Origin of the sequence: Streptomyces sp. NPDC058877 (genome assembly GCF_042742855.1) — a bacterium.
GTDB lineage: Bacteria > Actinomycetota > Actinomycetes > Streptomycetales > Streptomycetaceae > Streptomyces.
This window is the reverse complement of record NZ_JBHYMF010000005.1, coordinates 56,361-69,802: the sequence shown is the minus strand read 5'-3', so window position 1 is coordinate 69,802 and position 13,442 is coordinate 56,361. Positions and strand designations below refer to the sequence as shown.

Annotated in this window: 9 protein-coding genes; 5 read left to right on the top strand and 4 right to left on the bottom strand. The window is 69.5% G+C overall.

All coding sequences use genetic code 11. The annotated features are described in order from the left end of the window. Positions 1–31: 31 nt before the first annotated feature. From ACFW2Y_RS02555 to ACFW2Y_RS02545, 3 genes are all read right to left on the bottom strand, one after another. Positions 32–670 (bottom strand): hypothetical protein, encoded by a 639-nt coding sequence (locus tag ACFW2Y_RS02555; protein WP_384872385.1) that lies wholly within the window; start codon positions 668–670, stop codon positions 32–34. Between the two features lie 158 nt (positions 671–828). Further along, positions 829–2,109 (bottom strand): metallophosphoesterase, encoded by a 1,281-nt coding sequence (locus tag ACFW2Y_RS02550; RefSeq protein WP_384872382.1) that lies wholly within the window; start codon positions 2,107–2,109, stop codon positions 829–831. Between the two features lie 270 nt (positions 2,110–2,379). Beyond that, positions 2,380–3,486 (bottom strand): LacI family DNA-binding transcriptional regulator, encoded by a 1,107-nt coding sequence (locus tag ACFW2Y_RS02545; RefSeq protein WP_384872380.1) that lies wholly within the window; start codon positions 3,484–3,486, stop codon positions 2,380–2,382. 390 nt (positions 3,487–3,876) lie between these two features. Here ACFW2Y_RS02545 and hisC point away from each other — a divergent pair, with 390 nt between their 5' ends. Continuing rightward, positions 3,877–4,971: a histidinol-phosphate transaminase gene (gene hisC, locus ACFW2Y_RS02540; protein ID WP_384872377.1), complete on the top strand. Its 1,095-nt coding sequence runs from the start codon at positions 3,877–3,879 to the stop codon at positions 4,969–4,971. On the opposite strand, the gene ACFW2Y_RS02535 is transcribed toward hisC, so the two are convergent. After that, entirely contained in the window at positions 4,972–5,352 is a 381-nt protein-coding gene (locus ACFW2Y_RS02535) for a cyclophilin-like fold protein (RefSeq protein ID WP_384872374.1), read from the bottom strand. Positions 5,353–5,553: 201 nt separating this feature from the next. Here ACFW2Y_RS02535 and ACFW2Y_RS02530 point away from each other — a divergent pair, with 201 nt between their 5' ends. The 4 genes from ACFW2Y_RS02530 to ACFW2Y_RS02515 are packed head-to-tail and all read left to right on the top strand — an operon-like array spanning position 5,554 to position 13,399. Continuing rightward, positions 5,554–7,062, top strand: coding sequence for a cytochrome ubiquinol oxidase subunit I (locus ACFW2Y_RS02530; RefSeq protein WP_384872371.1), 1,509 nt, complete (start codon positions 5,554–5,556; stop codon positions 7,060–7,062). An 18-nt stretch (positions 7,063–7,080) separates the two neighbouring features. Further along, positions 7,081–8,082, top strand: a complete 1,002-nt coding sequence (gene cydB, locus ACFW2Y_RS02525) for a cytochrome d ubiquinol oxidase subunit II (RefSeq protein WP_384872368.1) — start codon at positions 7,081–7,083, stop codon at positions 8,080–8,082. A gap of 31 nt (positions 8,083–8,113) precedes the next feature. Continuing rightward, on the top strand, positions 8,114–11,674 hold the full coding sequence (gene cydD / locus ACFW2Y_RS02520) for a thiol reductant ABC exporter subunit CydD (RefSeq protein WP_384872365.1): 3,561 nt from the start codon (positions 8,114–8,116) through the stop codon (positions 11,672–11,674). A 12-nt stretch (positions 11,675–11,686) separates the two neighbouring features. Then, complete coding sequence (locus ACFW2Y_RS02515; protein ID WP_384872362.1) at positions 11,687–13,399, top strand: GAF domain-containing sensor histidine kinase; 1,713 nt, start codon at positions 11,687–11,689, stop codon at positions 13,397–13,399. The last annotated feature ends 43 nt before the right edge of the window (positions 13,400–13,442 follow it).

Here is a 13,442-nt window from a genome sequence, read left to right as displayed (position 1 = left end):
CTCCTTGTCGCGAGGGGCCGACCGCTCGTTCTCAGGGCTGGGTTCCGTCCGGCGGGGTGGTCGCGGCGAGGGCGTCGCGGAAGAAGGGGAGCATGCCGCGCTCCAGGAGGGCGTGGCGCCAGGCCTCCCGGGCGAGCGAGAGCTCGTCGTCGACCGCAGCGGTTCCGTCCACTGCGGCAGGGCTGTTGCGCAGGGCGGTCAGCAGGAGGCCGATGCCCGCGCAGAGCAGACCGGCGGCGGCGAGGGCGGCGAAGACCAAGCCGGCCGTCAGCAGGGTCTCGCCGAAGACCGTGGTGGGGGCGAAGGCGTGCAGGACCGCCCCGACCACCAGCAGGATCGCGGCGGTCGTGCCCCCGAGGACGGGCACCATCACGGTGACGACGGCCATGGCGCCGACGCCGTGAACGGGGTCCGCACCGGCTCTGCGGGTCCTGAGGGCCGCACGGTTCTGCTCGCGCACCTTCACGAAGTGGCCGTACTCGCTTGCGGCTGCGGTGGTGATCAGCGCTGTCGCATTCATGGCCATGGAGCGCAGTTGGGCGACCGTGAGCCGCGTTCCGACCCCGTCGAGATCCGGACGTGCGTGTGCGGTGCTCAGTGCGTCGTCGAGGATGCGCTCGTACTCGGAGCGGTCCTCGGTCAGCAGGTGCGGAGCCACGTTCATGTGCATCCCCCGATGCTCCGTAGGCCCGGATCGGCCGTGGGAACGGCTGGCCGAGCGGAAACGGAGGAGAGCCTGCTACGGATGACCCGATGGTATTGCGGTGACGCCGCGGCCTGACAGGGTGTTTCCGGAAATCGACTTCCCCGGATGCGCAGGGTTATGCGTCATCTGTTCAGCGGGAGTTGGACGACCAGTAGCTTTCCGGCCATGGTCACTCCGCCGTCCATGGCGATCGCCAGACCGTCGGCATAGACGTGCGGTCCGTCGACGACCGGGTCCGTGCTGTCCTCTCCGTCCTCCGTGCCGACCTGGCCGAGGAGGTACGGGATGGGGCTGTGGCCATGCACGATCCGTCGGCCGCCGTAGGTCGACAGGAGTTCCTGGACGGCCTGGGGGCCGGCGTCGTCGCGGAACGCGAAGCGCTTGGTGAACTTCCGGAAGAGGTCCCAGACCTCGTCCGCTTCGTTCCGGTTGATGATCTCGTGGACCGTTTCGTTGACGTCCTCGATGGTCTCGCCGTATTCGAGGTACGCGGTGGTGTCGGAGTGCACGAGGAGGTGGTCGTCCTCCTCCACCACGGCGTCCAGTCGGGACATCCACTGGAGGTGGACGTCTTCCAGACGGTCCATGTCCTGCTTCTGTCCGCCGTTGAGCAACCAGGCGGCCTGGAAGGTGGCGGTGCCGGCACCGGAGTTGACGGGGGTGTCGCCGAAGCGCTTCGCGCCGATGAGCAACAGCTCGTGGTTGCCCATGAGGGCCTTGCAGTACCCGCCTGCGGCGGCGGCCTCTGCGGAGAGCCGCATCACGAGGTCGATGACGCCGATGCCGTCGGGACCCCGGTCGGTGAAGTCACCGAGGAACCAGAGCCGGGCGTTGCCAGCGGCCCAGTTGGCGTTCTCGTCGATGAGGCCCTGGGCGCGCAGGGCGGCGAGGAGTTCGTCGAGGTATCCGTGGACGTCCCCGACGACGTAGAGGGGACCGGGGCCGTCGCCGTTCGAGCGCTCGGGGGCCGGCTCGGGAGCGACCTCGATCTGCACGGTGTCGCCACGGCTGATGATCGGCAGGTCGCGCTCGGTCGGGGTGTACCCCTCGGGCACCTCTCCTTCGGGGAAGGCATTGCCCGGGTGACCGGTGGCGACGGCGATGATGGAGGAACGGGCCGGAGCGGCGTCGTACGCCTGGGTGACGCGGCGCCCCAACTGGAGGGTCGGGTCGACGGGCAGGTGCGCGGACGGAACGGAGGGCGCGAAGGGGGCCGGGGGCGCTCCGAGCGGAGCGGCCGGCACCGGGACGGCCTCGGCGGGGGATGCCGCGGGCAGCGCTTCCTCCGGGACCGGCGGCTCGACGGCGTGTCCCTGCACGGGTACGCGGGCGTACGGCGCTACGCGGAAGTCACGCAGCGTCGCCGTGTGCGCCACGGGTTCCTGACCGGCCCCCTGAGTCATCGACCCCTCCACCACCGTCGCGATGCCCTGCACATCGCGGACCGGCCTGGTCGGGGTGGTCCGCGGTGTCGTCCGCCCATCATAGGAATGAGGGTCCTCCTGTGTGACGCACCAGGGGTGATGAATCCGGGTCCACTCCGGGTTAACCGGTTGTTTCGCCCGAATTGAGAAGGTCCAGTCCAGGGGAGGAGCCGGTCCGTTGACCGGTTTCGCCGGCCTCGCCCACGGGCAGGGGCGAGGACGGCGGAGCGGGTATCGCCGGCCCCGTGGTCAGTCGTTGGAGGGCGAGCGCGGTGGGCTGACCGTGGTGCGCGGCGAGCGCCGCTGCGAGGAGGTGCGGACGATCAGTTCGGTCGGTATCACCCGCTCGACCGGCCCGTCGTTGTCGATCCCCTCGATGGCGTCGATGAGGAGCTGGACGACGGCCGTGCCGATCCGGCGCGGTTTGAGGGAGAGCGTCGTGATGGGCGGTTCGGTGGTGGCGTAGACGGTCGACTCGCTGCAACAGACCAGCAGCAGGTCATCGGGGACGCGCAGGCCGTAGCGGCGTGCGGCGGCGAGCAGGTCGGTGCCGTTGGGGTCGAAGAGGCCGTATACGGCGTCGGGTCGATCCGGGCGGGCGAGCAGCCGGTCGGCCGCGACGGCGCCCGCGCACGGGTCGTGCGCCGGGTAGGCCTCGTAGACGGGGTCCTGACCCACCCGCTTGCACCAGTGGAGGTACGCGGTGGTGGACAGCCGGGTGTAGGTGTCGGTGGTGGTTCCGGTGAGGAGGCCGATCCGGCGGGCGCCGGCATCGGCGAGGTGGTCGAGCAGGTCGAGGACGGCGGCTTCGTGGTCGTTGTCGACCCATGCGGTGACCGGAAGGGTGCCTGCGGGGCGCCCGTCGGAGACGACGGGTAGCCCCTGTCGGACCAGTTCGGTGACGACCGGGTCGTGGTCGGAGGGGTCGATGACGACGGTGCCGTCGAGTGCGACGTTCGACCAGACGTCATGGCGGGAGGTGGCGGGGAGGATGACCAGGGCGTACCCCCGGGCGAGTGCCGCCGATGTGGCTGCTCTGGCCATCTCCGCGAAGTACGCGAATTCGGTGAAGGTGAAAGGTTCATCCCCGTACGTGGTCACGGTCAGGCCGATGAGTCCCGACTTGCCGGTACGGAGCGTGCGGGCCGCCGCGGACGGGCGGTAGCCCAACCGGTCGGCGACCTCGCGGACGTGGCGGCGGGTGGCGTCCGGGAGTCGGCCCTTGCCGTTGAGCGCGTCGGAGACGGTTGTGATCGAGACCCCGGCGGCGGCGGCCACGTCCCGGATGCCTGCCCGGCCCTGCCGGTTCCCGCGGGTCTGTGCCCGGCTCACCTGATGCTTCCCTACTGCTGTCATGGCGAGCCGATAGTAGGGCGATGAGGGCTGGTCGAGAGGGCCGCATAGGCAGGCATTGACAGGCACGTTTCTGCATGGCTGATAAAGCTCAATGGATATGAAATCAAAGGTAGTTGATGGCTTTTGCATGTGATTCATGTCCATCGGATGGCATAAGCCTGGCGAGGGTGCGAGGTCTCGAAGAGGTCTCAACTCACCTTTACGAGGGATGCGCGCCACGGCGCTCGCTACCGGCGCGCGCCATCCGCTCACGCGCTCCCCTCGGGTGGGCGGGCGGACGGGCCGTGGCCGCGGCGTGTCCCTCCTGTTGTCCACAGCCCATTCGCACAGGAGGCGAATCCTCTTAAGGTGAGGAGTATTGGCGGTACGGATGGTCGAGGAGGCCACACTGTGAGCGAGACCAGCGGGACGAGGACCGGCAGCCCCAGGCTGCGTGCCGAGCTGGACGGCGTCCCCACCTACAAGCCGGGCAAGCCCGCTGCCGCGGGCGGCCCCGTGGCGTTCAAGCTGTCCTCCAACGAGAACCCCTATCCGCCGCTGCCGGGGGTGATGGAAACGACGCTGGCCGCAGCCGAGAGCTTCAACCGTTACCCGGACATGGCCTGCAGCGGGCTGATGGAGGAGCTGGCGAACCGCTTCGGCGTGCCCGTCTCGCACCTGGCCACCGGCACCGGTTCGGTCGGCGTCGCCCAGTCGCTGCTCCAGGCCACCTCGGGCCCGGGTGACGAGGTGATCTACGCCTGGCGCTCCTTCGAGGCGTACCCGATCATCACCCAGATCAGCGGGGCCACCTCGGTCCAGGTTCCGCTGACCGAGGGCGAGGTGCACGACCTCGACGCGATGGCCGAGGCGATCACCGACAAGACCCGGCTGATCTTCGTCTGCAACCCCAACAACCCCACGGGCACCGCGGTCCGCAGGCAGGAGTTGGAGCGCTTCCTCGACCGGGTGCCCTCCGACGTCCTGGTGGTGATCGACGAGGCGTACCGCGAGTTCGTGCGCGACACCGAGATCCCGGACGGGATCGAGCTCTACCGCGACCGGCCGAACGTGGCGGTGCTGCGGACCTTCTCGAAGGCCTACGGCCTCGCCGGCCTGCGGGTCGGCTTCGCGGTCGCCCATGAGCCGGTGGCTGCGGCGCTGCGCAAGACGGCCGTGCCGTTCGGCGTGAGCCAGCTGGCGCAGGACGCGGCGGTCGCGTCGCTGCGGGCCGAGGACGAACTGCTCGGTCGGGTCGGCTCGTTGGTGGCCGAGCGCGAGCGGGTCCATGCGGGGCTCGTGGCCCAGGGCTGGACCGTGGCGGACACCCAGGCGAACTTCGTCTGGCTGCGGCTCGGCGAGCGGACCATGGACTTCGCGGCGGAGTGCGAGCGGCACGGCGTGATGGTGCGGCCGTTCGCGGGGGAGGGCGTGCGCGTCACGATCGGTGAGGCGGAGGCGAACGATCTGTTCCTGAAGGCGGCGGAGGGCTTCCGCAAGGGCTGATCAGTTCGATGCGAGTTCCACCCGGATCGGGTCGCCGTCCCTGACGGTGGCCAGGATCCGAGGATCTTCGTCGAGTGTGCCGAGGAGGTTGCACGGACTGGCGAGCCGGCATTCCGCACCCCGTGAGATCGGGGTCGGGCCGTAGGGGAGGGCGAGTGCGTCGCCCTCCGTCCAGAAGGCCACGGTGCCGGGCTCGACGACCTGGCGTGCGCCGTCCTCGACGGGGGCGGAGACCGGGGTGTCGAAGTAGACCTCCTCGCCCCAGGTCCGGGCGGTTGAGGAGAACGGGAGGACCCCCGCGAGCGACGTGCTCGTGGGGGTCTCCTCAAGGGTCGCCGTGGTGTGTCCGGCCGGCCAGCTGATGCGCATCCGAAGTGCCATGCCCCGAATTCAACAATATGTTGAAGACCCCGGGAAGGGGCGGCTTCCTGTGGGGCCCCAGTTGAAGGTACGGATTTCGCATGAGTCATAATGCTTGTGAATGTGAACGCGTTCACAAGCGTGTCCCGGTTCATCCCGAAACATGAGGGTCAAGCGGGGCAAACTGCCGATGTGACCACGGCGATGTAAGGAGAAAACGACGTGGACCTCGCTCTAGCGCCAGAGACTCTGGCGCGCTGGCAGTTCGGCATCACGACCGTCTACCACTTCCTGTTCGTGCCCCTGACGATCTCCCTCGCCGCCCTCACTGCCGGGCTCCAGACCGCCTGGGTGCGGACGGAGAAGGAGAAGTACCTCAGGGCGACGAAGTTCTGGGGCAAGCTCTTCCTGATCAACATCGCCATGGGCGTGGTGACCGGAATCGTGCAGGAGTTCCAGTTCGGCATGAACTGGTCGGACTATTCGCGTTTCGTCGGCGACATCTTCGGTGCCCCGCTGGCCTTCGAGGCGCTCATCGCCTTCTTCTTCGAGTCGACCTTCATCGGCCTGTGGATCTTCGGCTGGGACAAGCTGCCGAAGAAGATCCACCTCGCCTGCATCTGGATGGTGTCGATCGGCACCATCCTCTCCGCGTACTTCATCCTGGCTGCCAACTCCTGGATGCAGCACCCCGTCGGCTACCGCATCAACGAGGAGCGCGGCCGGGCGGAGCTCACCGACTTCTGGCACGTCCTCACCCAGAACACCGCGCTCACCCAGTTCTTCCACACGATCACTGCGGCGTTCCTGGTGGGCGGTGCGTTCATGGTGGGCATCGCCGCCTTCCACCTGGCGCGCAAGAAGCACATCCCGGTGATGCGGACCTCGCTGAGGCTCGGTCTGATCACCTTGATCATCGCTGGCCTCGGCACCGCCATCAGCGGCGACCTGCTCGGCAAGGTGATGTTCAAGCAGCAGCCGATGAAGATGGCGGCTGCCGAGGCCCTGTGGGACGGCGAAGCACCCGCCCCCTTCTCCGTCTTCGCCTACGGCGACGTCGAGAAGGGCCACAACAAGGTGGCCATAGAGATCCCGGGCCTGCTGTCCTTCCTCGCCAACGACGACTTCGACTCGTACGTCCCCGGCATCAACGACGTCAACAAGGCAGAGCAGGAGAAGTTCGGTCCCGGCGACTACCGGCCCAACATCCCCGTCGCCTACTGGGGCTTCCGCTGGATGATCGGATTCGGCATGGCCTCGCTGGCCATCGGCATGCTGGGCCTCTGGCTGACCCGGAAGAAGTTCATGCTGGCGCCCGGGCTGCGGACCGGTGAGGACGAGGTGCCGAACCTGGTCTTGTTCCGGCAGAAGGCGCTCAGCCCCCGCTGGGGCAAGTGGTACTGGATCGTCGCCCTCTGGACCATGGCGTTTCCGCTGATCGCCAACTCCTGGGGCTGGATCTTCACCGAGATGGGCCGCCAGCCCTGGGTCGTCTACGGCGTGCTGCGCACCCGTGACGCGGTCTCCCCCGGTGTCTCCCAGGCCGAGGTGCTCACATCGATGATCGTATTCACCACCCTCTACGCGGTGCTCGCCGTCATCGAGGTCAAGTTGCTCGTCAAGTACGTCAAGGCGGGCCCGCCGGAACTCACGGAGGACGACCTCAACCCGCCCACCAAGATCGGCGGGGACCCCCGCGACCCCGACCGGCCCATGGCCTTCTCGTACTGAGGCCCAGGAGATCGAGGCATGGAACTCCACGACGTCTGGTTCGTACTCATCGCCGTCCTCTGGATCGGCTACTTCTTCCTCGAAGGGTTTGACTTCGGGGTCGGAATCCTGACCAAGCTGCTCGCCCGCGACCGGGCTGAGAAGCGGGTCCTCATCAACACCATCGGACCCGTCTGGGACGGCAACGAGGTGTGGTTGCTCACCGCCGGCGGCGCGACCTTCGCCGCCTTCCCCGAGTGGTACGCGACGCTGTTCTCCGGCTTCTACCTGCCGCTGCTGATCATCCTGATCTGTTTGATCGTCCGGGGCGTCGCCTTTGAGTACCGGGTGAAGCGGCCCGAGGAGAACTGGCAGCGCAACTGGGAGCAGGCCATCTTCTGGACCTCGCTGATCCCCGCACTCCTCTGGGGCGTGGCCTTCGGCAACATCGTCCGGGGCGTGAAGATCGACGCCGACATGGAGTACGTCGGCACCTTCTGGGACCTGCTCAACCCGTACGCACTCCTCGGCGGTCTGGTCACGCTCACCCTGTTCACCTTCCACGGCGCGGTCTTCGCCGCGCTCAAGACGGTCGGTGACATCCGGGCCAGGGCGCGGGCGCTCGCGTTCGGACTGGGCCTCGTCACGGCGGTGCTCGCACTGGTCTTCCTGCTCTGGACGCAGGTCGAATCGGGTGGTGGCTGGAGCCTCGTGGCGATGCTGGTCGCCGTGGTGGCGCTCGTCGGTGCGATCGGAACGATCAGGGCCGGGCGCGAGGGCTGGTCGTTCGCGCTCTCGGGCGTGACCATCGCTGCCGCGGTGGCGATGCTCTTCCTGGCGCTCTTCCCGAACGTCATGCCGTCTTCGCTCAACTCCGAGTGGAGCCTCACCGTGACGAACGCATCGTCGAGCCCGTACACGCTCAAGATCATGACCTGGTGCGCGGCGATCGCCACCCCACTGGTGCTGCTCTATCAGAGCTGGACCTACTGGGTGTTCCGCAAGCGCATCGGCACGCAGCACATCGCTGACGCCCACTAGGGCAGACGCTCACTCGAGGGGCATGTTTCACGTGAAACCGATCGATCCGCGCCTGCTCCGGTACGCCAGGGCCACCCGTCTCTTTCTGATTGCGGTGGTCGTGCTCGGCCTCGTCGGAGCGGCGCTGGTCGTCGCCCAGGCGATGCTCATCGCCGAGATCGTGGTGGGGGCCTTCCAGCAGGGCCGGTCGGTTTCCGCTCTGACCACTCCCCTGCTGACACTCGCCGGGATCGCGGTGGCGCGGGGGCTCGTCTCCTGGTCGACCGAACTCGCCGCCCATCGGGCGAGCGCCGCGGTCAAGTCGGAGCTCCGGGGACGGCTCCTCGGTCGGGCGGCGGAGCTGGGGCCGGGGTGGCTGAGCGGCCAGAAGACCGGATCGCTGATCGCCCTCGCCACACGGGGCGTGGACGCCCTCGACGACTACTTCGCCCGCTACCTTCCTCAGCTCGGCCTCGCCGTGGTGGTGCCGTTGGCGGTCCTGGCGCGGATCGTCACCGAGGACTGGGTCTCGGCGGCGATCATCGTCGTCACGCTGCCGCTCATCCCGGTCTTCATGATCCTCATCGGTTGGTACACCCAGGCCCGAATGGACCGGCAGTGGAAGCTGCTCTCACGGCTCTCCGGGCACTTCCTCGATGTGGTCTCCGGTCTTCCCACCCTCAGGATCTTCGGCAGGGCGAAGGCCCAGGCCGAGTCGATCCGGGCGATCACCGGTGAGTACCGCCGAGCGACGATGCGCACCCTGCGGATCGCCTTCCTCTCCTCCTTCGCCCTCGAACTGCTCGCGACCCTGTCGGTCGCGCTCGTGGCCGTGACCATCGGCATGCGACTCGTCCACGGTGACCTCGACCTGTACACCGGGCTCGTCATCCTGATCCTGGCACCCGAGGCGTACCTTCCGCTGCGACAGGTGGGGGCGCAGTACCACGCAGCTGCAGAGGGCCTCGCGGCTGCGGAAGAGATCTTCGAGGTACTGGAGCAGCCGGCAAGGAGCGGGGGCACGGAAGCCGTTCCGTCCTCCGTGCGCCTGGAGCTCGACGGCGTGACCGTACGGCACCCGGGGCGCACCGAACCCTCGCTCGCCGCGATGACGCTGACGGTCGAACCGGGCGAGACGGTGGCCCTGGTGGGTCCGAGCGGCGCCGGCAAGTCGACTCTGCTGGACGTGGTGTTGGGGTTCGCAGTGCCGGAGGCGGGGGGTGCGGTACGGGTCGGAGGCATCGACCTGGGGGCGCTGGACCCCGAGGAGTGGCGGGCCCGGATCGCATGGGTGCCACAGCGGCCGTACCTCTTCGCGGGGACGATCGCCGAGAACGTACGGCTCGCCCGGCCCGATGCCACCGACGAGGCGGTGCGGGATGCCTTGCGGGACGCGGGTGCGGACGGGTTCGTCGCGGGTTTGCCGCAGGGGCTCGACACGGTCCTCGGTGAGGACGGCGCGGGACTTTCGGCGGGGCAGCGGCAGCGCCTCGCGCTCGCCCGCGCGTTCCTGGCAGACCGGCCGCTGCTTCTGCTCGACGAACCGACGGCCGCTCTGGACGGGGAGACGGAAGCAGGAGTGGTCGATGCGGTCCGCCGTCTCGCGGTGGGGCGGACGGTGCTGCTCGTGGTGCACCGGCCGGCGCTGCTCGCCGTCGCGGACCGGGTGGTGACGGTGGCGGGCGCGGGGCCGGCGGAAAGCGCCGGAGGGCTTGCTGCGGGTCCTCGGCCGCCCGTTTCACCGGGGGGCGCCCCCGTACGGAGCGAGGAGGCAGAGCCGAAGTCGGCGCCCCGGTCCGGGGAGCACCCTCCCGGGGCGGGACGGCCCGTGTTCGCGCGCGTGCGGGCGACGGCAGGGGAGCTCAAGGGACGCATGGCGCTCGCCCTGCTCCTCGGCAGCCTCGCCCTCGGATCTGCCGTGGGACTGATGGCCGTCTCCGGCTGGCTCATCTCACGGGCCTCCGAGCAGCCGCCCGTGCTCTATCTGATGATGGCCGTCACGGCCACGCGTGCCTTCGGCATCGGACGGGCGGTCTTCCGGTACGCCGAGCGGCTCGTCTCGCACGATGCCGTCCTGCGGATGCTCGCCGGTCTTCGGGTCGACGTCTACCGGCGTCTGGAGCGGATCGCTCCGGCCGGATTGCGCCGAACGCGCCGGGGCGACCTCCTGGCCCGGCTCGTCCAGGACGTCGATGCGCTCCAGGACTACTGGCTTCGGTGGGTGCTCCCGGTGGGTGCCGCGTTCATCGTGGGCATCGCCTCGGCGGGGTTCACCGCATGGCTGCTTCCCGAGGCCGGCGCCGTCCTCGCCACGGGCCTGTTGGTCGCGGGCATCGCCGTGCCGGCGGCGGGCGGGGCCCTCGCCCGCCGGGCCGAGCAGCGGCTCGCTCCCGCACGCGGCACCCTGGCGACCGCCGTGGCCGATCTGCTGCGCGGCTGCGCCGAACTAACGGTGGCCGGTGCGCTCCGGGACCGGGTCGAGCGGACGCGGGCCGCCGATCGCACCCTCACTTCCCTCGCCGCCAGGCAGGCCGCGGCCACGGCGCTCGGTGCTGGGCTCTCGACCCTGGTCTGTGGTCTGACGGTCGTCGCCGCCGCCCTCGTGGGAGTCCGGGCCGTGGCGGACGGGCGGCTGGATGGAGTCGCCCTTGCCGTGGTGGTCCTGACGCCGCTCGCCGCTTTCGAGGCCGTCACCGGGCTACCGCTCGCCGTGCAGTACCGGCAGCGCGTCAAGCGCAGCGCAGAGCGGGTCTTCGAGGTGCTGGACGCTCCGGTTCCCGTACCGGAGCCGCGGACGCCCGCTGCTCCTCCGGCAAGCCCGTTTCCGCTGGAGTTGGCGGGGCTGTCGGCTCGGCACCCCGGGCAGGACCGGCCCGCGCTCGACGGATTCCGGCTCACCCTGGAGGCCGGGCGTCGCATCGCGGTGGTCGGTGCCTCTGGATCCGGCAAGACCACGCTCGCCCATGTGCTCCTCCGGTTCCTGGACGTGGAGCACGGCACGTACCGGATCGGCGGCACAGCGGCCCGGGAACTCGACGGCGACGAGGTGCGACGGTTCGTCGGGCTCTGTGCCCAGGACGCCCATCTCTTCGACAGTTCCATCCGTGAGAACCTGCGGCTCGCCAAGGTCGGGGCGGAGGACGGGGAACTCCGTGAGGTGCTGCGAAGGGCCCGGCTGCTCGACTGGGTGGACGGGCTGCCCGACGGGCTCGACACCCTCGTGGGTGAGCACGGGTCCCGGATCTCCGGCGGTCAGCGGCAGCGCCTCGCGCTTGCCCGGGCCCTCCTCGCGGACTTCCCGGTCCTCGTCCTCGACGAGCCTGCCGAGCACCTGGACCTGGCTACGGCCGACGCTCTCACCGATGACCTGCTCCGGGCCACCGAGGGCCGTACCACCCTTCTCATCACTCATCGACTGCACGGGCTCGACGCGGTCGACGAGGTGCTGGTCCTCGACGGTGGCAGAACCGTGCAGCGCGGCCCGTACGCCGAGCTCGCAGCGGTGGACGGCCCGCTGCGCCGGATGCTGGAGCAGGAGGTGGAGGCCGATCTCCTCACCGGGCCGGGAGGCGCGATTTCGAACAGCCGACTTTTCTCGTCAAATAGGACTTAATAGGGTCGGGGCATGACCGCCGCCGCGTCCGAGTCTCCGGACCCCCTGGAAGCCGCCACTCAGGCCACCCGCAGCCTCCAGGGGCTGTCCACCGAGCTCACCGCCCGTGTGCCACAGCTTCTGGAGGCGATGCGTTCGGTCGGCACCGGGCTTGAACTCCACTCGACCCTCGACCGCATCTGCGAGACCGCTGCCGAGCTCGCAGACGCCCGCTACGCCGCGATCGGCGTCGTCGACGACGAGGGCGAAGGCCTCTCCGACTTCGTCACCTTCGGCGTCGACGAGGAGGCGGCCCGCAGGATCGGGCGCCGCCCCGACGGCCACGCAGGACTCCTCGGTGCGTTGATCCGGGATCCGCAGACCATTCGCCTCGCCGATCTCGCCGAGGACCCGCGCGCCGCTGGCTTCCCGCCCGGCCACCCGCCGATGCGGACCTTCCTCGGCGTCCCCATCCGGGTCCAGGGCGAGATCTTCGGCAACCTGTACCTCGCGGAGAAGCACGGGGGAGGCGAGTTCAACGACTATGACGTCCACATGGTCCGGGTCCTCGCCACCGAGGCCGGCATCGCGATCGGCAACGCCCGCTTGTACGAGGCCGCCCGCCAGCGCGAACGCTGGATCGACGGATCGGTCGCCGTCACCACGGCGCTGCTTTCCGGCGGTGACGCGGACGACGCCCTCACGGTCGTCGCCGAACAGGCCCGCCGGCTCGCCGATGCGGACGCCGGGATCGTGTTGCTTCCCGCCGAGGAGGGCGGGCTGGAGATCGTTGCCGTCTCCTCACCGCGGCCCACGAAGTCCTTGGGCGTGGTGCTTCCGTCCGAGAGCGCCGTGGTGAAGGAACTCCTGGAGGGCGAAGCGGTCTTCGTGGCCGATGCATCCACGGATCCCCGCATGAACAGCCGGTTCACCTCTGCGTACGGGCCGAGCATGATGCTGCCGCTGCAGAGCGGCGGACGGGTGCTCGGCGCACTCGCCACGCCCCGGGTGAGGGGGGCCCGCCCGTTCACGGAGGCCGAGCGGACCTTGGCCACCCAGTTCGCCTCCCAGGCGGCGCTCGCGCTGATGATGGCCGATGCACAGCGCGACCGGGAGCGTCTCGCCGTGTACGAGGACCGCGACCGGATCGCCCGTGACCTGCACGACCTGGTCATCCAGCGGCTCTTTGCCACCGGCATGATGCTGGAGAGCGCGCAGCGCAGGTCGATAGTGCCGGCCGTGCGGGAGGGCGTGGGCAAGGCCGTGGACGAGCTGGACGTGACCATCCAGGAGATTCGTACGGCGATCTTCGCGCTCCAGCAGGGACCGGCCGAGGCACCGTCGGGGCTTCGTACCCGAGTGCTGCGCGAGATCAACATGGCGGCCGTGCCGCTCGGCTTCAAACCTGCGCACCGCTTCCTCGGGGCGATCGATGCGACGGTGGGCGAACTCACCGGCAAGAACCTCATCGCTGCGCTGCGAGAAGCGCTCTCCAACGCGTTCCGACATGCGGAGGCGAGCCGGATCGAGGTGGTCGTCGACGCTGGTGTGACCTTGCCCGACGGCTCCGCCGGGGTACGCCTCACGGTCTCCGACGACGGCGTCGGCCTTCCGGCGGGCGGGCGGCGCAGCGGCCTGCGCAACCTCGCCCGGCGGGCCGAGTCGCTGGGCGGAGCCAGTTGGTGCGGCCCTGGTCTGGGCGAGGACGGTGGCGGCACGGCGGTGGTGTGGGAGGCCCCCCTCTGACCCTTTCCGAGGGACGACCTGACCCTTTTCGAGGGACGACTAC

Coding starts and splice junctions, on each gene's coding strand:
- ACFW2Y_RS02555 (WP_384872385.1), bottom strand. CDS start 670: ATGCACATGAACGTGGCTCCGCACCTGCTGACCGAGGACCGCTCCGAG.
- cydB (WP_384872368.1), top strand. CDS start 7,081: ATGGAACTCCACGACGTCTGGTTCGTACTCATCGCCGTCCTCTGGATC.
- ACFW2Y_RS02535 (WP_384872374.1), bottom strand. CDS start 5,352: ATGGCACTTCGGATGCGCATCAGCTGGCCGGCCGGACACACCACGGCG.
- ACFW2Y_RS02545 (WP_384872380.1), bottom strand. CDS start 3,486: ATGACAGCAGTAGGGAAGCATCAGGTGAGCCGGGCACAGACCCGCGGG.
- ACFW2Y_RS02550 (WP_384872382.1), bottom strand. CDS start 2,109: ATGACTCAGGGGGCCGGTCAGGAACCCGTGGCGCACACGGCGACGCTG.
- ACFW2Y_RS02515 (WP_384872362.1), top strand. CDS start 11,687: ATGACCGCCGCCGCGTCCGAGTCTCCGGACCCCCTGGAAGCCGCCACT.